Genomic DNA, 20,883 nt, shown 5'->3' with positions numbered 1-20,883 from the left:
CGGCCGGTGCGGTCCTCCTTAAGGCATGAGGTCCTGCGCAGCCTGCTCCGCCGTCTTGAGCGTTGCGATCGGATCGCCGCTACCGAAGACGGCTTGGCGCACCGCATCCATCATCATGTTTTCCACCTGCCGATAGTTGGGTCCAGGGAAGGCGACGTTGGGCGTGAGGCGGTTTAACTGTTCAAGATTAGGCCGGATCATCGGATTCTGCTTGACCCATTCGCCGAGATATTTCGGATCATCGACGATATCGAGACGCAGCGGCAGATAGCCGATCTTGCTCGTGATGATCGTATAGGCTTCCCTGCTGGTCAGGAATTTGAGGAGCTCATAGGAAGCGCGCTGCTTGACCGGATCCTTGCTGAGAACGAAGAGGGCGCTGCCCGAGTTCGTCGGTGCCGTTGGCTTGTCGCCGAAGGAGGGCATGGCGGCGACGCGTAGATCGAACTTGCCGGCGGCCGATTTCTTCAGGCTGGCGTACAAGGCGCTGGTATAGAGAAACATGCCGAGATTGCCGCTTGCCATCGTATCGGCGGGGCTCGCGACATCGATGCGCGCATGCGCGCCACTATCGACCATGTCGCGCAACATCTTGACGGCATCGGCGGCGTCGCCGTCGGCAAAGGTCAGTGTGTTGCCCTGGCGCACCTTGCCACCGTTCGACATCACGATCGCCTGATAAACGAAGGTGCCGTCGGCGGGACCATAGGCGCCGGGGAAGAAGCCGTTCTTGCCCGTCTTTTGTTTGATCGCTTCGCCGGCCTTCTTGACGTCGGCCCAGGTCTTCGGCGGGGCGTCGGGATCAAGGCCGGCCTGCCGGAAGAGATCGGCGTTGTAGTAAAGGATCGGCGTCGAGAAAGTATAGGCGAGTCCATAGGTCTTGCCGTCGACCCTGCCGAGTTCGAGGCCCTGCGGGATCATGCCGGAGAGGTGGTCCTTCAGCTCCTGCGGGCTCACCATGTCCTCAAGAGCGTTGGCGCCGAGATCGTTGGCGATATAGATCAGGTCACGAAAGACGAGCTGCGCGACATCGGGCTGTTGGCCGGCGACGATATCGGCCTGCACCCGGCTCATGATCTCGTTCGAGGGTACGGCGATCGTCTCCACCGTGATGTTGGGAAATTTCTGCTTGAAGGCGGCAAGCAGTTCCTTGGTCGCATCGGCCCCGGCGCTCGCCGAGGCGAGATTGTAGTTGTAGAAGCTGATCGTCACCGGCCCGTCGACGGTTGCCGGCATGTCCGCGAAGGCGGCGGAAAAGGGCACCAGAGCGGCGACGGCAAGCGTCGACATCAGCTTCAGATAGGTTCTGCGCAGCATTTCAATTCTCTCCGGTCGGATTATTCGGCGGCGACGGGTACGGCCCGTTCCAGCAGCCTTTTCAAGGGATAGATGTTGAGCTCGGCGCGATCGGAGGGCAGCGGCACAAAGGCCATCGTCAGGCCGGAGGGGCGGATCGTTCCGATGCCGAAAGAAGCGCCACGAACCATGCGCAGCACGTCTGTGCGCAGAATATCGGTCGCTGCATGGTGGCCCATGCCGACGACGACGGGGATGCCGTGCCAGACGGACACGCGGTCATGATGGATATGGCCGCTCAGAATGCCGATGATATTGCGGCCCTTCAGAATCTCGGCAAGACGTTGCGATTGCGGGAAGTGGATCGTCCGCCAATGGGTGACATCGGGCTCTTCGCCCAGGGCGGGCGGGTGATGCACGACGATGAGCTTCGGCAGATCCGGATGGGTGTCGAGCGTGCGCTCCAGCCATTCAAATTGGGCAGGATCGATCGTTCCGCCGATCAGGCCCGGTGTGCTGGAATCGATGGTGACGATATGGATGCCGCCGGCCACGCGATCATGATCATAGGGTGCATCGGGACTTTCGGTTGCGATTTCCATTCCTTCATAGAAGCCGGCGCGGGTGTCGTGATTGCCGAGGGCGTAGATCACCGGAACGTCGATATCGGCCATGATATCCCGCAGCTTGCGAAAGCTTTCGGCGTCGCCGCGATTGGTGAGGTCGCCGCTTGCGACAACGAATTCCGGCTTCGGCGTCACTGTCGCAACAAGCGCCAATATCTGGCGCAGCGTTTCCGTCGTGTCGCTGTAGAGATGATCGTCATCAGGCGTGCCGATGTGGAGGTCGGTCAGATGGATAAATGTCGTTTCGCGTGACACTGCGGATCTCCAATCAAAAGACGGTTCGGGGGCTGAGGTGGCAGGCAGCGGAACGGCCGATATTTTCGGCGCACGGAAGGGATCAGGATTGTTCAGACACCCTTGCGGCCAACGCTCCGTCACTGTTGTTCAGCCTATGAACATGACCGATAGAGGAGCTTGTTATCGTTGACGTGACGAATTTCGAACGCTGTTCGAGAACGGCCCAGCGCCAGAGCGCGCTAGTTCTGGCGGCGGAACATCGGCGCGATGACCTCGACCATGCGGGCGATCACGATATCGGCATTGTCGAGGTCGATGGCGTGATTGGTCAGGATTTCGGTGCGGGAACGGCTGCGGGTGACCTGCGAGCGGATTCCCAGCGCACAATTCAGCCGCCAGCCGATATCGACGTCGTCGAGCCAGGGAGCGATGCGCTTCAGCGGTGGGATGAACGCCCTGTGGTGTTCGACATTATCGATGATCCGGCGATAGTGTTCGACGTCGCGATGGCGCTGGGCAAGCGACGTGACATGCGAAAGCACCGGGTAGCTGGATGTCGGGTCGAGACTCCAGCGGATGGAGGGACCGACATGAGCGGCAATGACCTCATCAAGATCGGGAGCATTGGGCGCTTTGCGCGCGACTGCCTTATGCAGAAGGCTCAGACGCTCGGCATTCAGGCGCCGGTATACCCGCTCGGCGACGGCAATGATCAATGCTTCCTGCGAGCCGAAATGATAGCTTATCGCCGACGGTGTGGCATGCGCAGCGATAGCGATACGCCGCGCCGTCAATTCCTCAAGCGTTGCCACATCGCAAAGAAGATGTTCGCAGGCATCCATCAGCCTGAACGCGGTGGGGTTTGTCCGGCCATGCATCACTAATACCAACTTTCGTCAGCCCGGCTTTGGTTAGCATGGATTGGATGTCGTAGCGATGACGGCCCCGGTTGAAAGCCGGGAGGGGCGTTTGTCGTCGCCCCACAGCCGCAAAGATAACTTTGGGCGGGTGTCCCCGCGCAAACCTCACGCACGGCGTGTATGCATGTTTTGCAACTTATTTCCCCACTTTGCCATGCGAACAGAAAGTCATTTCTTATAATCCATTTAGTCTACGTATTTTATAGACTATAGGAACGAAGCCGCAGTCCGGCACGATAATCGGATGATCCTATATGTCCTATCTTTTGAGCCTTCTCGACAAAAGCCCCATCGAAGCCGGTAGAAATGCGACGGATGCGCTGCGGGCGACCGCCAGGCTGGCGGTTCGAGCCGAGGAGCTTGGCTATCACCGTTTCTGGGTGGCCGAGCACCACAATATGGCGAACCTAGCGAGTTCCGCACCTGAAGCGCTGATCGGCTATCTGCTCGCCAAGACATCGAAGATCCGCATCGGCTCCGGCGGGGTGATGCTGCAGCACTATAGCGCCTACAAGGTGGCTGAGACCTTCAATCTGCTCTCGTCGCTGGCACCCGGCCGCATCGATCTCGGCGTTGGCAAGGCGCCGGGCGGCTTTCCGCTGTCGACACGGGCGCTGCAGGCAGCGGTCGATCCAGAGCGCAAGCCGAGCTTCGCCGACCAGCTCGCCGACATCAACATCTATCTTTCAACCGAATCCACTGCTGATGCCGCCGTCGCAACGCCGGTTCCTTCGATCGCGCCGGAGCGTTTCCTGCTCGGCGCTTCCGTCGAGAGTGCCGAATTGGCGGCGGAGAAGGGCTGGGAGCTGGTTTTCGCCGGCCATCTGAATGGCGATCCCGAAAATCTCCGCAAGACCTTCGAAGCCTATGAGGCGGCAAGCGGCGGCAAGAGCCCGATCCTGGCGCTGGCGGCCTTTGCCGCGGAGAGCGAGGAGCAGGCGCGCGCGCGTGTCGGCGATCTCCGTATCGTCAAGATTTTCCTTCCCAACGGGCAGACGGTCAATGTCGGCAGCGAGGAGCAGGCAGCCGAATTCGCCCGCCAGGCCGGCGTCAGCGACTACCGGACTGAAGAAAAGGTGCCGAGTGTGCTGCACGGCACGGCGGCGCAGATCCGAAAAGAGCTGGATGAATTGCATCGCCGCTACGGCGTCAAGGAATTCATTCTCGACACGCCGGCGCTGACGGCCGCCGAGCGCTTCGCCTCCATCGAGCTGCTCGCCAAGGAGCGGCTCTCCCTCGTCGCTTGATTTTGAACTGAAGAGGATTGTTCCATGGCTCAGAAACACATCACGTTCGGCATTATGCTGCAGGGTCCGGGCGGCCACATGAACGCCTGGAAACATCCGAGCGGCCCGGCCGATGCCAGCGTCAATTTCGATTTCTTCGTCAAGACGGCGCGCAAGGCGGAAGAGGCCGGCATCGCTTTCGCCTTCGTTGCCGATGGTCTCTATATCAACGAGCAGTCGATCCCGCATTTCCTCAACCGCTTCGAGCCGATCTCGATCTTGTCGGCGCTTGCCGCCTCGACCTCGAAGATCGGCCTCGTCGGCACGGTCTCGACCTCGTACAGCGATCCTTTCACCGTCGCGCGGCAATTCGGCTCGATCGATCTGATCAGCGGCGGTCGGGCAGGGTGGAATGCGGTGACTTCGCCGCTCGAGGGTTCGGGCCGCAACTACAGTCGCGAACATCCCGAACACGAGCTGCGTTACGAGATCGCCGACGAATATCTCGACGTCATCAAAGGCCTGTGGGATTCCTGGGATGACGACGCCTTCATCCGCAATCGTGAGACCGGCGTCTTCGTCGACAAGACCAAGTTGCGGCGGCTGAACCACAAGGGCCGCTTCTTCCGTGTCGAAGGGCCGCTGAATATCGGCCGTTCCAAGCAGGGACAGCCGGTCGTCTTTCAGGCGGGCGCTTCGGACTCGGGCATCCGGCTTGCCGGCAAACATGCCGACGCCGTGTTCACCAATGGCGGGCCGATAGAGGAGGCGCAGGCCTTCTATCGGCAGCTCAAGGACAGCGTGATCGCGCATGGGCGGTCGGCTGCGGAAGTCGGCATCTATCCGGGCATTGGCCCGATCGTGGGAGCGACAAACGAAGAGGCGGAAGCGAAGTATCAGGCGATCCGCAATCTCGTCACCATCGAAGAGGCGCTGCTCTATCTCGGCCGTTTCTTCGATCACCATGATTTCAGTGTCTATCCCCTGGACGAGCCCTTCCCCGAGCTCGGCGATATCGGTCGCAACAATTTTCGTGCCACCACGGATCGCATCAAGAGGACCGCGCGCGAGAAGGGGCTGACGCTGCGCGAGATCGCGCTCGATTCCGCGACGCCTCGTACCGCCTTCATCGGCACGGCGGAGCATATCGCCGACGAGATTATCCGGTGGGTGGATCAAGGTGCTGCCGATGGCTTCATTCTCGGCTTCCCGGTGATCGCCGAAGGCTTCGACGATTTCGCCAGATACGTCCTGCCGAGGCTCACCGAGCGCGGCTATTTCGACCCTGTGCTGAAGGGTTCGACGCTGCGTGATCATCTCGGGCTGCCCTATCGCGAGAGTCGCTATGCGCAGGCCAAGGACGAAGCCGAACGAGGAAGGGCGATCCGTGCCTGAGGCACGATCGGCGGGGCCATGAACGTCATTACCCAGCACCATCGACCGGCTGATAACATCGAAACGGGGATAGCCTCCTTTCTCGACGAGATCATTGCTCTCCGTCACGATCTGCATCGTTATCCGGAGCTTGCTTTCCAGGAGCGGCGGACCAGCAAGATCGTCGCCTCGTTGCTTTCCTCCTGGGGCTATGAGGTGACGACCGGTGTTGGGGGCACCGGCGTCGTCGCTTCCCTTCGGGGCGGCGACGGCGACAGCCGTATCGGGATCCGGGCTGATATGGATGCCCTGCCGATCGAGGAGGCGACGGATCTTCCCTATGCCAGCGACAATCCTGGCGTCATGCACGCCTGCGGCCATGACGGGCACACATCGATCCTGCTGGCTGCGGCGCGCTACCTTGCTGAAACCAAACGTTTTTCCGGTGTGCTGACGCTGATCTTCCAGCCAGCCGAAGAGATCGGCGCTGGCGCCCGCAAGATGATCTCGGATGGGCTTTTCGAACGGTTTCCGGTCGACGCTGTCTTTGGCCTGCACAATTGGCCGGGTGTCCCGCTCGGTCAGTTCGGTTTCGTCGCCGATGCAGCCATGGCTTCGGTCGATCAGGCCGTGATCCGCATGGTCGGCAAGGGTGGCCATGGAGCTGAGCCTCATAAGGCGGTCGATCCGGTATTGGCGTCCGCCGCCTTCATCACCGCGCTTCAGAGCGTCGTGTCGCGCAATGTCGATCCCCAGGACATGGCGGTCGTGACCGTCGGATCGATCCATGGCGGCTCGGCCTCGAACGTGATCCCGGAAAGCGTGGAGCTGAAGCTGACCATGCGCGCCTTCAGCGAGACGGTCCGCCAGCAACTGCAGGAGCGTATTCCCACACTTGCCCGCGCCCAGGCCGAAAGTTTCGGTGCGCAGGCGGATGTGAACTACCGCCTCGGTTTTCCGGCGCTGATCAACCATCGCGAAGAGACCGCTTTTGCCCGCAAGGTCGCTCTGGACGCGTTCGGCGAAGGAAGGATTGAGCGGAATTTTCGGCCACGCACGGCGAGCGAGGATTTCGCCTTCATGCTGCAGGCGCAGAAGGGCAGCTACCTCTTCGTTGGCAATGGCGACAGCGCCCCCCTGCACAGCGCTCATTACGATTTCGACGATGCGATCATCGCGCCTGCCGCCTGCTACTGGGTGCGGCTGGTCGAGACCTTCCTTTCATAGTGACGACAACAGGACGGCTGATGAGATGAGTGACAGCTTTCTCTACACGACCCCTCTCGACCCCCGCGCCAAACCGCTGATCGATGAGCTGATCCATGAATATGACAGCCGCTACGGCACTTATTTCAACGCCGAGGGCGCGGCCGCTGAACTCAACCGCTATCCGCCGGAGGCTTTTGCGCCGCCAAATGGTAATTTCGTGCTTTTGATCCGCGATGGCGAAACCATCGGCGGCGGCGCCTTCAAGCGTTATGACGAACGCACGGCCGAATTCAAGCGCATCTGGACCCGCCATGATCTGCGCCGGCAGGGGCTGGCGCGCAAGGTTCTGGTCGAGCTGGAATCGCGGGCGGCCCGCCAGGGCTATTCCCGCATCTATCTCACCACCGGCTTTCGCCAGCCGGAGGCGGTCGGTCTCTATCTCAACTACGGCTACACCGCCCTGTTTGATCAGACTGTCGATCCGGAGATCCATCGGACGCTGCCCTTCGAGAAGGACGTCAGCCATCTGGCCGAACCGGAGCTGCGTGTGCTGGCGGCAACAGGTGAAAACGGCAAAGACCGAGAATTCATAAAAGGGAAACATCATGGCACTGACGACAGATTTCGCGGGGATCGAGCCCGGCAGCAGGACCGTTGATCAAAAGCAGGATTATTCCCGCTATCGCATCGTACCGGCACGCCATCCCGGTCGGTTGGCAGGCACCATTTTTGCCGCCCTTGTCATCGCTGCTGTGCTCTATTCCACCTTCACCAATCCGCGCTGGGGTTGGGGTGTTTTCGCCGAATGGTTCTTCGCCGAGCCTGTTCTCGTCGGCCTCGGCAGGACCCTGCTTCTGACGGTGCTCGCCGCCATTTCCGGCTCTATCCTTGGTACGGCATTGGCGCTTGCCCGCGTTTCCAAGTCGCCGCTGCTCTCCGGCCTATCCTGGGGCTATATCTGGCTGCTGCGCTCGATCCCGATGATCGTACTGCTGTTGGTGCTGAACAATCTCGGCTATCTTTACGAGACGATCAAGATCGGCATTCCCTTCACCGATACGGTCTTCATCGACTATCCGACGGTGCAACTATTGACGCCCTTTGCCGCCGCCTTCCTCGGTCTGACGCTCAATCAATCGGCCTTTTTCGCGGAGATCGTGCGCGGGGGCATCCTCTCCGTTGACCAGGGACAGTTGGAGGCGGCATCCGCCCTCGGCCTGCCACGCCGCCGCCAAGCCTTTCGCATCGTCTTGCCACAGGCCATGCGCTCCATCCTGCCGACCGGCTTCAACGAAATCATCGGATTGGCGAAAAGCACTTCCATGGTCTATGTGCTCGCCCTGCCGGAACTCTTCTATACGGTCCAGGTCATCTATCGCCGCAATCTCGAAGTCATTCCGCTGCTAATGGTCGCAACTGTCTGGTATCTGGTCATCATGACCGTGCTGTCGATCGCTCAGCACTATATCGAGCGCTATTTCTCCAAGGGCGCGCTGCGCAACCCGACGCCGCTTCCCTTCCAGGCCTTCTTCGAACGGTTCCGCCGCCCGCTACCCGTCTTTGACATCTCGACAGATGCCGCGTTCAGATCTGGTTTCAGCGACGTAGCAAGCTTCAGGGCAGCCGGCGGGGCCGTGCGCATTCACGGAATTTCGAAGAGCTTCGGTGCGCTGAAGGTGCTCGACAATATCGAGCTCACCCTTCCCCCCGGCAGCGTGACCGCCATTCTCGGCCCGTCCGGCTCCGGCAAGTCGACGCTCCTGCGCGCCATCAACCACCTGGAGCGTGTCGATAGCGGCTTCATCTCCATCGATGGTGATCTGATCGGCTATAGCCAGAAGGGCGACACGCTCTACGAGCTCAAGGAGAAGGATATTCTCAGGAGCCGCGCCGATATCGGCATGGTCTTTCAGAGCTTCAATCTCTTTCCGCATCTGACCGTGCTCGAAAATCTCATCGAGGCGCCGATCCAGGTGCGCGGCCTCAGCCGCGAGGAAGCCGTGCAATTGGCGCAGGAACTGCTCGCCCGCGTCGGCCTCAGCGACAAGATCAACGCATACCCCCGCCAGCTTTCCGGCGGCCAGCAGCAGCGCGTCGCGATCGCCCGCGCACTGGCGCTCCGCCCCAAGGTGCTGCTCTTCGACGAGCCGACCTCGGCGCTCGACCCGGAACTGGTGGGCGAGGTTCTCGACGTCATCAAGGAACTTGCGCGCACCGGCACGACACTCGTCATCGTCACCCATGAGATCGGCTTTGCCCGCGAAGTAGCTGATACGGTGGTCTTCATGGAAGCCGGCCACATTCTCGAGGCTGGCCCGCCGGCCCGCATCTTCAACGAAGCGGAACATCCGCGCACCCGCGAGTTCCTGGCAAAAGTTCTCTAGCGAAAACCCGGCCCCCTTCGCGAGAGGAAGAAAGTAAACGCAACTACAACCCTAGAGTGAATAAGAGGTAAGTTACATGACTGTCTTCAGGAAAACGAAATTTCTGGTGGCCGGCATTATCGCCGTGACCGTCATTGGCCTCGGCTCTGCGCACGCGGCGGAAAAGTTTAACCTTAGCCCGGATACGTCGAACCGCGTCCGCGCGGAAAAGGACGACGCGGCAATCAAGGCGATTGCGTCCAGCTTCAAATTCGTCAATCCCGGCAAGTTCACCGTGGCGATCAATCCTTGGGATCCGCCGGTCGCGACCTATGCCACCGACGCCAAGACGGTGGTCGGCACCGATCCGGAAATCGCGCAGTTGCTCGCGGATTCGCTCGGCCTCGAGCTCGACCTGGTACCGGTTGCCTGGGAGGACTGGCCGCTCGGCGTCTCCTCCGGCAAATATGATGCCGTCATCAGCAATGTGACGGTCACCGAGGAGCGCAAGGAGAAATTCGATTTCTCCACCTACCGCAGGGATGTTCTCGGCTTCTACGTCAAGTCCGACAGCAAGATCACCGCGATCAAGGAGCCGAAGGATGTTGCTGGCCTCAAGGTCATCACTGGCGCCGGCACGAACCAGGAGAAGATCATCCTGGAGTGGGATCGGGAGAACGTCGCCGCCGGGCTGAAGCCGATCGAGGTACAATATTACGACGACCGCGCCGCCGCCGATCTGGCGATCCAGTCCGGCCGCGCCGACATCGAGTTCAACCCGAACGCCACGCTGGCATACAGCGCATCCATCAAGGGCACGACCAAACTGGTCGGCACCGTCAGCGGTGGCTGGCCGGTATCGGCCGAGATTGCAGTGACGACACGCAAGGGCGCCGGTCTCGCCGATGCGGTCACCATCGCGCTCAACGACCTGATCAAGGACGGCAAATACGGCGAAGTGCTGAAACGCTGGAGCCTTAGCTCCGAGGCGATCGACAAGTCGCAGACCAACCCGCCCGGCCTGCCGAAGAGCGGCTCGTAATCGGCCTAACGCGATTGACGGCCGGCTCGCACCTGCGCGGAGCCGGCTATTCATGAAGACAGGATATGGAGAAGACACCCATGACAGGCATACCGGCCATCCGGGCATGTTCATTCGCTTTGATGATGACGGCGCTGTCGTCCTTCAGCGAGGTCCGCGCCGATGATCTAACCTTCGATTTGAGCCCCGAGCAGCCGGGCCGCATTCATGTTGTCCGGGACGAGACGGCGGTTGCCGCCATTCCCAAGAATTTCAAGTTCGTGACGCCGGGGACGTTCACGGTTGCCGTCTCACCCGGTGGACCACCGCTCGCCACCTATGCGACGGATGCCAAGACCGTGGTCGGCGCCGATCCGGATATCGCCTATGCTATCGCCGATAGTCTTGGGCTGAAGCTGGAACTTGTGCCGGTCGCTTGGATCGATTGGCCGCTGGGTCTCACTTCGGGCAAATACGATGCCGTCATCTCCAATGTCGGTGTCACCGAGCAGCGCAAGGAGAAGTTCGATTTCTCCACCTATCGCCAGGGCCTGCACGGCATTTACGTTAAGCTGGACAGCAAGATCAGCTCGATCAAGGAGCCCAAGGATGCGGCCGGCCTCAGGTTCATCGTCGGTGCCGGCACCAACCAGGAGCGCATCCTGCTCGAATGGAGCAAGGAGAATGTCGCCGCCGGGCTGAAGCCGCTGGAGCTGCAATATTACGACGACGATGCCGCAAGCCTGCTGGCCTTAGCGTCGGGCCGTGCCGACGTCATCGTGCAGCCGCATGCGCAGCTCATCTACATCGCTGCCCGTGACAAGAACATCAAGAGCGTCGGCACGCTGAGCGCCGGCTGGCCGGATCGGTCCGACGTAGCGGTCACCACGCGCAAGGGAAGCGGCTTGGCCAATGTATTGACCGTCGCCACCAATGACCTGATCGCCAGTGGCACCTACGGGAAGATTCTCAATCACTGGCATCTCGCGGAGGAAGCGCTACCGAAGTCGGAAACCAATCCACCCGGCCTGCCGAAATATTGATCGCCTGATGGCGTTGAGAGGAGTGATGACATGAGCGGCCGCAAGATATCGATCAGCCGTATCGGTTTCCTGACTCCCGGCAACTATCCGGACGAAGATCCGCTGTCGGGGTTGGAGCAGACGCTTCAGCAACTGCGATATGGGGAAGAGCTGGGCTTCGACAGCGCCTGGGTCCGCCAGCGGCATCTGGAGCCCGGCATTTCGTCGGGCAGTGCCTTTCTGGCGGCGGCAACCCAGCGCACCAGCCGGATTCAATTGGGAACGGCGGTCATTCCGATCGGCTATGAAAGTCCTTACCGGTTGGCGGAGGATCTTGCGACCGTCGACGTTCTGTCGCGCGGGCGGCTGAATATCGGCGTCAGCGCCGGACGTCCACTGCATGCCGATCTGATCGCGCCGCTGGTTTTCGACGGTGACTGGACGAGCAATGATTTTTCCCATGATCGCGTCCTTCGCTTTGCCGACAATCTGCGCGGCACCCATCTCGGCGATGAGCAGACCTTCATCAAGACGCCCTTCGGTCCCATCCGGCCGCGCCTGCAGCCCTATGCCAAGGGGCTGATCGACCGGATCTGGTATGGCGGCGGATCGCTGCGCTCGGCCGAATGGGCCGGTCGCAACGGCTTCAACCTGCTGACCGGCAATGTGATTACGGGCGAGGGCACCGACGATTTCTTTGTAGCGCAATCGCGGTTGGTCGAAACCTATCGTGCCGCCGCCGGGCCTCGGCGCCGTGTTGCGCTTGGGCGCGTTATCGTGCCTTTCGACAGCGCCGATGCTGCTACCCGTCGCCGCTATCAGGACTACGCTGCCGGGCGCCATGAACGAACGTTGTCGCCACAGGGCGAGCGGCGTACCCTGTTTGCGCGCGATATCGTCGGCACCTCAGACGAGATATTGGAGCGGCTCTTCGCCGACCCGCTGCTGCCTGAGGTCAGCGAATTGCGGCTCGAGTTGCCTTACGAATTCGAGCACGAGCAGTACCGCCAGATCCTCCACGATTTCGTCACTCGGATCGCGCCGGAGCTTGGCTGGTCAAGCGCTGGCTCGACTGCGCCAGACGACGAAAGACGTTACGCCTGAGTTGCCGGCACCCATCCGTTAGGAGCTCGTCGCGCTCAGCTCACCCAACCGAGTGGAACTTGAACCCCACACCAAGGCAGACCCATGGCAGACAATGAGGACACTCCGACCGCTCTCGGTCCTAACACGCAGCTTATTCGTGCCGGATACAATCCGTTCGACTTTCACGGTTTCATCAATCCGCCGGCAGTTCACGCCTCGACGGTTCTTTTCCCGGATGCTGAGACGATGGAAAAGCATGGGCAGAAGTACACCTACGCGACGCGGGGGACGCCAACGACCGATGCTCTTTGCAATGCGATCAACGAACTCGAAGGCGCTGCCGGAACCATTCTTGTGCCCTCCGGCCTTGCCGCCGTCACCCTCGCATTCCTGGCCTATCTTTCGCCCGGCGACCATGCGCTGATTGTCGATTCCGTCTACGGCAACGTTCGCCATTTCGGCGATACGATGCTGACCCGCTTCGGCGTCGAGGTCGAATATTACGATCCGTCGATCGGCGCGGCGATCGAAGGGCTTTTCAGGCCGAATACGAAACTTGTGCACCTCGAAGCGCCCGGTTCGAACACGTTCGAGATGCAGGATATTCCAGCGATCGTTGCCGTCGCCCATCGGCATGAGGCTGTCGTGACCATGGACAATACCTGGGCAACGCCTCTGTATTTCCGACCGCTGGATTTCGGCGTGGATGTATCCATCCAGGGCTCAACCAAATACCCAGCCGGCCATGCCGACATTCTCATGGGCACCATCTCGGCTAACGCAAAATATTGGAAACGTCTCAAGCATGCCAATGGCGCACTCGGCATATGCGGTACGGCTGACGATGCCTATCAGGTTCTTCGCGGGCTGCGTACCATGGGTGTGCGGCTCGAACGTCATCAAGCAAATGCCCTTGCGATCGCCGAATGGCTGGAAACACGTCATGACGTTGCGCGTGTTCTCCATCCGGCTTTGCCGAGTTTTCCAGGTCACGACATCTGGAAGCGAGACTTCAAAGGCGCAAGCGGCGTCTTTTCCTTCGTTCTCTCCGTCGAACGACGCGAAGACTTCAAAGTCAAAGCGCAAGCCTTCCTCAATGGCCTTTCGCTGTTCGGGCTGGGCTATTCCTGGGGCGGTTTTCCCAGCCTCGCGCTTCAGGTCGATCTGGATGACCGTCGCATCCTGAAAGCACCGGAGGAGGGGCCGGTGCTGCGCCTTCAGATCGGTCTTGAGGATGTCGCCGATCTGAAGGCAGATCTCGAGAGGGGATTGGCGGCGGCGAGAGCTGCTTGAGCTCCGCGGCTCCTTTAGCGTCACGGCGGCATCCCAGTCACAGGCGCGCAATGCTTTCAGGGACAAAAATCGCCATCAATCCGGAACTGGCAATGCACGCTGGTTGTAGAGGATTTTTCGGATACGCTGCTGTTCTTCCGGGGAGAGCTTGCTTGCGTCGGTGCTGAGGTCCGCACCGACGGCAAGGCCGCGCTGTACAGCCGGCCGAGCGCCGATTTCCTCGAACCAGCGCTTGAAATGCTTGAACTCGTTGATGTCCTGGCCCTGCGCCTCCCAGTGGACCGTCCAAGGATAGCTGACGATGTCGGCGATGGTGAAATCGTCGCCGGCGAGATAGCGCCGGTCACGAAGGCGCATATTGAGGACGCCATAGAGGCGGTTGGCCTCGTCTGTGAAGCGCCGCACGGCGTAGGATTGATCGCCTTCGCGGTCGCCGAGACGGCGGAAATGTCCGGCCTCGCCAAGTTTCGGACCCTGGTTCGCCATCTGCCAGATCACCCATTGGGTGACTTCGTATTTCGTGCGTAGGTCCTGCGGCCAGAGCTTGCCGGTCTTATCCGCCAGATAAAAAAGGATGGCGCCGGATTCGAAGACGCTCAGCGGGGCACCGCCATCGCTCGGCTCATGATCAACGATCGCCGGCATGCGATGATTGGGGTTGAGCTTCAAATATTCCGGTTTGAACTGATCGCCGCGCCCGATATTGATGGGCACCAGCTTGTAGGACGTTCCGGTTTCTTCCAGGAAAATCGCGACCTTTTTGCCATTGGGAGTCGGCCAGTAGTAGAGATCGATCATGTGCGTTCCCTTCATTGGAATGGAGATGGGACGGATAATGCCAAGGGCGGCGGTATCTTAGCCTCCCGGGAAGAGAAGGCCGAATGCATTTGTTCCAAAATCGGTCGCAGAATTAGCAATCATATCCGCATGGCGCGGGTGACGGACCACGTATTTGTAGCGCGGACATATCTTGGCGAAGGTGCAAACCAACCCCTTTATTTTTATGGGCTCGCTTGTTAAAGCAAACTCATCATACATGTTTGCAATTTTCGTTTACAAGTTCATCGAGTGGCATGTATTGACATCAACTTGACATACGACTTCGCGCAGTGCTTTTCTCACAGCCCAAGCCCATCAAGAGAGGTACCGACGTGGCCGTTCAGCCAAAGTCGCAGACTGAAGCAAGGTCGCAGACGCTGGTTGCGCGTCTCAGCAATACGCTGCGTCGGGCCATTGCGAGCGGACAGTTTCCACCGGGAAGCAAGCTGCCGAGCGAATCGCAACTCACGGAGGCCCATGGTGTCAGCCGCACGGTCGTGCGCGAGGCGATCGCGGCGCTCAGAGCCGACCGTTTGGTCGAGGCTCAGCAGGGTGCTGGAGTCTTCGTGCTGGAGCAGCCGGCATCGCCGGTCCTCTCCTTCGGAAATCTCGACCAAGCCCGCGTTTCCTCGGTGATCGAGCTTTTGGAGCTCAGAACTGCCGTGGAGGTCGAGGCTGCCGGGCTAGCCGCGTTGCGCCGGTCGCCGGCGCAGGAAGAGACGATCTTCGAACGGCATCATGCCCTGCGCGAGTGTCTCAATGCAGGTGCGCCAACAAGCGAAGCCGATTTCGCCCTCCATCTCGCTATCGCCGAGGCAACAAACAATTCCCGTTTCCGGGAGTTCCTTTCGATGATCGGGCCGCGGATCATTCCGCGCGCGGCCATGCGCGAGGGGGAACTCGAGGCCGATCAGGATGCCTACATCCTGTTGATTGACGAGGAGCATCATCAGATCGTCGTCGCGATTTCGAATGGCGATGAGGAAGGCGCCCGTGAGGCGATGCGCAGGCATCTGCGGGGCAGCCAGGAGCGCTATCGCGCACTTCTGCGCGAACAGCGCAAACCTGTATGATGAGTTGTTGACAGGAAAACGTCATACATATATGACAACTCCTGCCTGAGGAGGCAGAAGAGGAATTCCTGATGACGCCGCAAGAAATCAAGGCTGCGCTGGGCGCAGGCCTGTTGTCCTTTCCTGTTACGCATTTCGATGCGGATGAGAAATTCAGGTCTGACAGCTATCAGCGTCATATCGAGTGGCTCTCCGGTTATGATGCGCCGGTGCTCTTTGCTGCAGGGGGCACGGGCGAGTTTTTCTCGCTGTCGCCGAATGAGATCCCCAGCATCGTCAGGGCAGCCAAGGAGGCGGCCGGCAAGACGGCGATCGTTTCCGGCTGCGGCTTCGGCGCGCATGTCGGTGTCGAGCTGGCGCAGGCGGTCGAGAAGGCCGGTGCCGACGGCATCCTGCTTTTGCCGCACTATCTGATCGATGCGCCGCAGGAAGGGCTCTACACCCACGTCAAACGCATATGCCAGTCGGTCGATATCGGCGTCATGGTCTATAACCGCGACAATTCGGTGCTTTCGGTCGATACATTGAAACGCCTTTGCGACGAATGCCCGAACCTGGTGGGTTTCAAGGACGGCACGGGCGAGATCGGCGTGGTACGCCAGATCACCGCCACTCTTGGCGACCGACTGACCTATCTCGGCGGCATGCCGACGGCCGAACTCTTTGCCGAAGCCTATCTCGGGGCTGGCTTCACCACCTACTCCTCGGCCGTCTTCAATTTCGTGCCGGCGCTTGCCGTCGAGTTCTACAAGGCGCTTCGCGCCGGTGAACGTGGACGCTGCGAGACGATCCTGAAGGATTTCTTCTACCCCTTCATGGCCATCCGCAACCGCCGCAAGGGCTATGCGGTTTCCGCCATCAAGGCTGGCGTCAGGCTTCAGGGCTTCGAAGCTGGCAAGGTGCGACCACCTCTGGACGATTTGACTGCCGAGGAAGAGGCCATGCTCGACAAGCTCATTTCGCCGTGGAAGCGGTGAGACAATGACGACCGCCGCCCGTCCATATCGCCTCGAATATCGGTCGCCTCTGCACTTCGGCCGTTGCTCCTCTGTGTCAGCAGAGATCGTCTGCGATGGGCCGCCGGTTGAATTTCGTACGGAGGACAAGTGACATGCTGGTGCGCACGCTATCAGGCACTCCACCTCGCAGCGTCCTTCCCAAAGGAACGGTGGACACGCAGATGCACATGTATCTGCCCGGTTTTCCGGCACAGCCCGGTGGCCCCGATCTGCCAGCCGGCAGTCTGCCGACACCAGACCAATATCGCCAGGTGATGGGCTGGCTCGGCATCGACCGTGTGGTCATCACGCAGGGCAATGCCCACCAGCGCGACAACGGCAATCTTTTTGCCTGCCTTGCAGAGATGGGCGATATCGCCCGCGGCGTCGCCGTCATCGACGCGGAGACGCCGGAGGCCGAGCTTGATAGGCTCGCGAACGCCGGCGTCGTCGGCGCGCGCATCATGGACCTGCCGGGCGGCGCCGTCGGTCTCGGCACGCTCGAAGCTGTCGATGCCAGGGCGGGTGCGCGTGGCTGGATGCTGGCCGTGCAGTTCGACGGCAGCCACATTCTCGAGCACGAGTCTCGGCTGGCGCGGCTGAAATCTCGCTGGGTGCTCGATCATCACGGCAAGTTCTTTTCCGGGGTGATACCTGAGAGCCCGCAGGTTGCGGCCGTGAAGCGGCTGATCGACAAGGGCAATTGCTGGTTCAAGTTCGCAGGCTGTTACGAATCCTCAAAAAGCGGTGGTCCCTCCTATGAGGATATCGCTGCCGTCGCCCGCGACGTCGTTGCTCATGCGCCGGAGCGGATCGTCTGGGGCACGAACTGGCCACACAATCTGGCGAGACAAAACGCTGACTATCCTGACGACGCAGCACTGACGGACACGGTGCTCGGTTGGCTGCCGGACGCGGGCGCCCGAAAGCTTGCCCTCGTCGACAATCCCGAGGCGCTGTTCGGTTTCGCGCCATTCAGGGGCGGAGTGTAATGAGATTTCGGCCGGAGCGAGGAGGTTCCGGCTTTCTTTGAGGAGGGGAGATAATGAAGATTATTGCCGGCATCTTGGATGCCCAAAGCGGCTGCGCCGTTGTTGCGCCGCCGTCCGGACCGATCTTGACACAGACCGAAACGGTCACGCAGCAGTTGCCATTCCAAAAATAACCACCGTTTTCAGCCCCGAGCCGTGACCTGGGATCTCCAGGCACGGAAGTGGGCGGCCATTTTTGTTTTGTGATTAGAAAAGAGGGAAACAATGAAGCGCAGCACCAGAATCATTACGACCGCATTCGCAGGCCTTCTTGCGCTCGGCACGTTCACGACGGGCCAGGCCCGTCAGTTTCGTTCGGCCGATGTCCAGCCGCCGGATTACCCGACCGTCAAAGCCGTGCAGTACATGAGCGACGAGCTCAGCAAGGCGACCGATGGCAAATATACGATCAAGGTTTTTCCGAATTCGCAGCTCGGCAGCGAAAAGGACACCATCGAGCAGGTCAAGCTTGGGGCTCTCGACTTCATCCGCGTCAACTCCGGAACGCTGAACACCATCTGCCCGGCGATGATGGTGCCGGTCCTGCCGTTCCTCTTCCATGACAAGGCGCAGATGCGCACGGTTCTCGACGGACCGATCGGCGATCAGATCCTGGCGGATTGCGACGCCCATGGTCTCGTCGGCCTTGCCTTCTACGATTCGGGCTCGCGATCCTTCTATACGACCAAGCCGGTGCGGAAGATGGAGGACCTCAAGGGTCTGAAAATCCGCGTACAACAGTCCGACATCTGGGTGGCGATGATGAAGGCGCTAGGCGCCAACGCCACGCCGATGCCGACGGGCGAGGTTTTCACCGGGCTGAAGACGGGGCTGATCGATGGTGCGGAGAACAATTGGCCGAGCTACTATAATTTCCATCACTATGAGCTCGCCAAGTACTATTCGCTGAGCGAACACTCGATGGCTCCCGATGTCCTGCTGATGTCGAAGCGCGTCTATGACAACTTCACCCCGGAAGAGCAGGTGCTGGTGCGCAAGCTCGCCAAACAGTCCGTCGTCTATATGCGTCAGCTCTGGGACGCGATGGAAACGACGTCGGAGGAGAAGGTAAAGCAGGCCGGCGTCGAGGTCATCCCGCTGGACAAGGCCCCGTTCGAAGCCGCCATGCAGCCGATCTATGACCAGTTCGTCACCGATCCGGCGCTCAAGGACATGATCACCCGTATCAAGGCAACGAAGTAACGAATTCTGCCGGGGGCGTTTGATGCGCCCCCGCATTGCCTGCGATCGCCCTGGTCCGACGCCGATGGGACGCCGAAACAATGGCGATCGATACATCAGCATCAAATGATCAACCCGAGGAGACAAGCAATGGCCGCGCATTTGCATGCACTGCCGGCAGATCCCGCCGCGCGTTCGCAAGCGGTCCGTACCACCGCCAACACCACGGGCATGCTCGGCGCCTATTTTGCCTTCCACGCGTGGCTCTCGCGCATCTGCCTCATGATTGCGGTCGTCGGGACAATTCTGATCGTTGCGGCCGTCCTCTATCAGATTTTCGGGCGCTACGTGCTCAACGACTCCCCGGCCTGGACCGAGATATTCGCGCTTGTAGTCATTCTTTATGTCACCTGTCTGGCGGCCGCGGTCGGTGTTCGCGACGGGCGCCACATCGGCATGGACTCGCTCTTGAACTTCGCGCCCGAAGGGTTTCGTCTGGCGGCCGAGATCATCGTTTATCTCGGCATGATCGTCTTCGGCGTGTCGATGGCCTGGAGCGGCGCAGAACTCAGCATCGAGATGGCACCTTACATCAACCCCGGCCTGCCGATTTCGCAGGCCTGGAGCTATGTGCCGCTGGCAGCCGGCGGCGTGCTCATCGCCCTGTTCGCCGTCGAGCGGATCGTCGCAGCCGTTCTGAAAATCAAGGTTATCCCCTCATGGCATTGATCATTCTCTGCGCAACCTTCGTGGGCGGACTGGTGCTCGGCATGCCGGTCATCTTCGCCATTGGCCTTTCGTCGATCGCTACGGTGCTCTACGAAGGGCTGCCGCTGGCCGTCGTCTTTCAGCGCATGGCGTCGGGCATGGGCACCTTCTCCTTCCTCACCATTCCGTTTTTCATCTTCACCGGCGAGTTGATGATGTATGGCGGCATCGCCGACCGGATCATCCGCAGCTCCAAGGCAATGGTCGGCCATGTACGCGGCGGCCTCGGCATGACCAACGTCGTCGCCTGCACGATGTTCGGTGGCGTTTCCGGTTCGCCGGTCGCAGACGTTTCTGCGATGGGCTCGGCATTGATCCCCCTGATGAAAAGGGAAGGGATCGATGCGGACTATGCGGTCAACGTCACCACCTATTCCTCGCTCGTCGGCGCGCTGATGCCGACCAGCCACAATATGATCATCTATTCGCTTGCCGCCGGCGGCCTCGTGTCGATGAATGCCTTGATCATGGCAGGCGCCATCCCGGCGCTGATCCTGACGGTTGCCAATGTGCTCACCGCCTATTTCGTCGCGCGGTCGCGCGGCTACAGCCGTGGCGAGTTTCCTGGTTGGACCGAAGTCTGGCGCAGCCTCGCGGCGGCAGTTCCCGGCCTTTTCATCATCGTCATCATCGTCGGCGGTATTTTGTCCGGCGTCTTCACCGCGGCAGAAGCTGGCGCCGTTGCCGTCCTCTACGCGTTACTGCTGACGATTTTCGTCTATCGCAGCCTATCCTTCGAAAACTTTCTGAAGGCGGTGGCAAAGGCGACCAAGACCACGGGCGTGGTGCTGCTGTTGATCGGCATTTCGACGATGTTCGGTTATCTCATGAGCATTTATGGGGTCGCCGACATGGTCGGCGAGGCGCTCAGCCATGTCAGCACGCAACCATGGGTGATCTTCATCCTGGTCAACATAGCGCTGTTCATCTTCGGCATATTTCTCGACATGGCCGCACATATCCTGGTGTGCACGCCGATCTTCCTGCCTATCGTCACGCATTACGGCATGGATCCGGTCCAGTTCGGCATCATCGTGCTTTTGAATTCGACCATCGGCCTTAACACCCCACCGGTCGGTGCCGCGTTCTATCTCGGCTGCGCTATCGGCGAGGTGCCTGTCAGCAAGGTGATCCGGTCCATTTGGCCGTTCATGGTTGCTCTTTGGACCACGCTCATGATCGTCACTCTCATCCCGGAAACCTCCATGTTCGTCCAGGATCTGTTCCGATAGAACAAGTCCAGGAAAAGTGCGAAGCGGCTTTCCGTCGGAATTACGAAAAAACAAAGAGATAGAGCGGTTCTGCGACTCCTGAAAAGCTGAACCGCTCGCGACCAGAA

19 protein-coding genes are annotated in these 20,883 nt (G+C 60.3%); 15 read left to right on the top strand and 4 right to left on the bottom strand.

The genetic code is table 11. The features are described from left to right. Positions 1–18 precede the first annotated feature (18 nt). The 3 genes from FHT86_RS13145 to FHT86_RS13135 form a co-directional block, all read right to left on the bottom strand. Positions 19–1,317 carry an ABC transporter substrate-binding protein gene (locus FHT86_RS13145; protein ID WP_133707255.1) on the bottom strand — a complete coding sequence of 433 codons (1,299 nt, stop codon included), beginning with the start codon at positions 1,315–1,317 and terminating at the stop codon, positions 19–21. A gap of 20 nt (positions 1,318–1,337) precedes the next feature. Further along, positions 1,338–2,177, bottom strand: a complete 840-nt coding sequence (locus FHT86_RS13140; protein WP_133707254.1) for a metallophosphoesterase family protein — start codon at positions 2,175–2,177, stop codon at positions 1,338–1,340. A 221-nt stretch (positions 2,178–2,398) separates the two neighbouring features. Further along, entirely contained in the window at positions 2,399–3,037 is a 639-nt protein-coding gene (locus FHT86_RS13135) for a TetR family transcriptional regulator (protein ID WP_133707253.1), read from the bottom strand. Positions 3,038–3,333: 296 nt separating this feature from the next. Between FHT86_RS13135 and FHT86_RS13130 the strand changes: the two genes are divergently transcribed. The 9 genes from FHT86_RS13130 (at position 3,334) to FHT86_RS13090 (ending at position 13,673) form a co-directional block, all read left to right on the top strand. Further along, complete coding sequence (locus FHT86_RS13130) at positions 3,334–4,326, top strand: MsnO8 family LLM class oxidoreductase (protein ID WP_133707252.1); 993 nt, start codon at positions 3,334–3,336, stop codon at positions 4,324–4,326. A gap of 24 nt (positions 4,327–4,350) precedes the next feature. Beyond that, positions 4,351–5,700 (top strand): LLM class flavin-dependent oxidoreductase, encoded by a 1,350-nt coding sequence (locus tag FHT86_RS13125; RefSeq protein ID WP_133707251.1) that lies wholly within the window; start codon positions 4,351–4,353, stop codon positions 5,698–5,700. 18 nt (positions 5,701–5,718) lie between these two features. After that, entirely contained in the window at positions 5,719–6,906 is a 1,188-nt protein-coding gene (locus tag FHT86_RS13120) for a M20 aminoacylase family protein (RefSeq protein WP_133707250.1), read from the top strand. Between the two features lie 25 nt (positions 6,907–6,931). After that, positions 6,932–7,546, top strand: coding sequence for a GNAT family N-acetyltransferase (locus tag FHT86_RS13115; protein WP_246779501.1), 615 nt, complete (start codon positions 6,932–6,934; stop codon positions 7,544–7,546). Beyond that, positions 7,494–9,272 carry an amino acid ABC transporter permease/ATP-binding protein gene (locus FHT86_RS38455; RefSeq protein WP_133707249.1) on the top strand — a complete coding sequence of 593 codons (1,779 nt, stop codon included), beginning with the start codon at positions 7,494–7,496 and terminating at the stop codon, positions 9,270–9,272. Before FHT86_RS13115 ends, FHT86_RS38455 begins: the two co-directional genes overlap by 53 nt. Positions 9,273–9,348: 76 nt before the next feature. Beyond that, complete coding sequence (locus tag FHT86_RS13105; RefSeq protein ID WP_133707248.1) at positions 9,349–10,293, top strand: ABC transporter substrate-binding protein; 945 nt, start codon at positions 9,349–9,351, stop codon at positions 10,291–10,293. Positions 10,294–10,373: 80 nt separating this feature from the next. Beyond that, a complete protein-coding gene (locus tag FHT86_RS13100; protein WP_133707247.1) occupies positions 10,374–11,315 on the top strand; it encodes an ABC transporter substrate-binding protein in 942 nt (313 codons plus the stop codon). A gap of 30 nt (positions 11,316–11,345) precedes the next feature. Beyond that, positions 11,346–12,398, top strand: a complete 1,053-nt coding sequence (locus FHT86_RS13095) for an LLM class flavin-dependent oxidoreductase (RefSeq protein WP_133707246.1) — start codon at positions 11,346–11,348, stop codon at positions 12,396–12,398. A gap of 84 nt (positions 12,399–12,482) precedes the next feature. Continuing rightward, on the top strand, positions 12,483–13,673 hold the full coding sequence (locus FHT86_RS13090; protein WP_133707245.1) for a cystathionine beta-lyase: 1,191 nt from the start codon (positions 12,483–12,485) through the stop codon (positions 13,671–13,673). A 75-nt stretch (positions 13,674–13,748) separates the two neighbouring features. On the opposite strand, the gene FHT86_RS13085 is transcribed toward FHT86_RS13090, so the two are convergent. After that, positions 13,749–14,471, bottom strand: a complete 723-nt coding sequence (locus tag FHT86_RS13085) for a glutathione binding-like protein (protein ID WP_133707244.1) — start codon at positions 14,469–14,471, stop codon at positions 13,749–13,751. Between the two features lie 353 nt (positions 14,472–14,824). On the opposite strand from FHT86_RS13085, the gene FHT86_RS13080 reads away from it, so the two are divergent. The 6 genes from FHT86_RS13080 (at position 14,825) to FHT86_RS13055 (ending at position 20,776) form a co-directional block, all read left to right on the top strand. Then, a complete protein-coding gene (locus FHT86_RS13080; protein ID WP_133707243.1) occupies positions 14,825–15,565 on the top strand; it encodes a FadR/GntR family transcriptional regulator in 741 nt (246 codons plus the stop codon). A gap of 71 nt (positions 15,566–15,636) precedes the next feature. Further along, complete coding sequence (gene kdgD, locus FHT86_RS13075; RefSeq protein WP_133707242.1) at positions 15,637–16,542, top strand: 5-dehydro-4-deoxyglucarate dehydratase; 906 nt, start codon at positions 15,637–15,639, stop codon at positions 16,540–16,542. Between the two features lie 134 nt (positions 16,543–16,676). Then, entirely contained in the window at positions 16,677–17,555 is an 879-nt protein-coding gene (locus FHT86_RS13070; protein WP_133707241.1) for an amidohydrolase family protein, read from the top strand. Between the two features lie 264 nt (positions 17,556–17,819). After that, positions 17,820–18,797 carry a TRAP transporter substrate-binding protein gene (locus FHT86_RS13065; protein ID WP_133707240.1) on the top strand — a complete coding sequence of 326 codons (978 nt, stop codon included), beginning with the start codon at positions 17,820–17,822 and terminating at the stop codon, positions 18,795–18,797. Between the two features lie 129 nt (positions 18,798–18,926). Then, complete coding sequence (locus FHT86_RS13060; protein WP_166656814.1) at positions 18,927–19,505, top strand: TRAP transporter small permease; 579 nt, start codon at positions 18,927–18,929, stop codon at positions 19,503–19,505. Continuing rightward, on the top strand, positions 19,496–20,776 hold the full coding sequence (locus FHT86_RS13055; RefSeq protein ID WP_133707238.1) for a TRAP transporter large permease: 1,281 nt from the start codon (positions 19,496–19,498) through the stop codon (positions 20,774–20,776). The genes FHT86_RS13060 and FHT86_RS13055 overlap by 10 nt, the downstream gene beginning before the upstream one ends. Positions 20,777–20,883: the final 107 nt, after the last annotated feature.

This window comes from Rhizobium sp. BK313 (assembly GCF_014193655.1).
Lineage (GTDB): Bacteria > Pseudomonadota > Alphaproteobacteria > Rhizobiales > Rhizobiaceae > Rhizobium.
The sequence above is the reverse complement of the archived record's forward strand: the minus strand, read 5'-3'. Positions and strand labels throughout refer to the sequence as shown.

Bases quoted from the DNA above. Each gene is read 5' to 3' on its own strand.
- FHT86_RS13105 (WP_133707248.1), top strand. From the start codon at position 9,349: ATGACTGTCTTCAGGAAAACGAAATTTCTGGTGGCCGGCATTATCGCC.
- FHT86_RS13090 (WP_133707245.1), top strand. From the start codon at position 12,483: ATGGCAGACAATGAGGACACTCCGACCGCTCTCGGTCCTAACACGCAG.
- FHT86_RS13070 (WP_133707241.1), top strand. From the start codon at position 16,677: ATGCTGGTGCGCACGCTATCAGGCACTCCACCTCGCAGCGTCCTTCCC.
- kdgD (WP_133707242.1), top strand. From the start codon at position 15,637: ATGACGCCGCAAGAAATCAAGGCTGCGCTGGGCGCAGGCCTGTTGTCC.
- FHT86_RS13125 (WP_133707251.1), top strand. From the start codon at position 4,351: ATGGCTCAGAAACACATCACGTTCGGCATTATGCTGCAGGGTCCGGGC.
- FHT86_RS13130 (WP_133707252.1), top strand. From the start codon at position 3,334: ATGTCCTATCTTTTGAGCCTTCTCGACAAAAGCCCCATCGAAGCCGGT.
- FHT86_RS13055 (WP_133707238.1), top strand. From the start codon at position 19,496: ATGGCATTGATCATTCTCTGCGCAACCTTCGTGGGCGGACTGGTGCTC.
- FHT86_RS13095 (WP_133707246.1), top strand. From the start codon at position 11,346: ATGAGCGGCCGCAAGATATCGATCAGCCGTATCGGTTTCCTGACTCCC.
- FHT86_RS13145 (WP_133707255.1), bottom strand. From the start codon at position 1,317: ATGCTGCGCAGAACCTATCTGAAGCTGATGTCGACGCTTGCCGTCGCC.
- FHT86_RS13135 (WP_133707253.1), bottom strand. From the start codon at position 3,037: ATGCATGGCCGGACAAACCCCACCGCGTTCAGGCTGATGGATGCCTGC.
- FHT86_RS13060 (WP_166656814.1), top strand. From the start codon at position 18,927: ATGGCCGCGCATTTGCATGCACTGCCGGCAGATCCCGCCGCGCGTTCG.
- FHT86_RS13100 (WP_133707247.1), top strand. From the start codon at position 10,374: ATGACAGGCATACCGGCCATCCGGGCATGTTCATTCGCTTTGATGATG.
- FHT86_RS13120 (WP_133707250.1), top strand. From the start codon at position 5,719: ATGAACGTCATTACCCAGCACCATCGACCGGCTGATAACATCGAAACG.
- FHT86_RS13115 (WP_246779501.1), top strand. From the start codon at position 6,932: ATGAGTGACAGCTTTCTCTACACGACCCCTCTCGACCCCCGCGCCAAA.
- FHT86_RS13085 (WP_133707244.1), bottom strand. From the start codon at position 14,471: ATGATCGATCTCTACTACTGGCCGACTCCCAATGGCAAAAAGGTCGCG.
- FHT86_RS13065 (WP_133707240.1), top strand. From the start codon at position 17,820: ATGAAGCGCAGCACCAGAATCATTACGACCGCATTCGCAGGCCTTCTT.
- FHT86_RS38455 (WP_133707249.1), top strand. From the start codon at position 7,494: ATGGCACTGACGACAGATTTCGCGGGGATCGAGCCCGGCAGCAGGACC.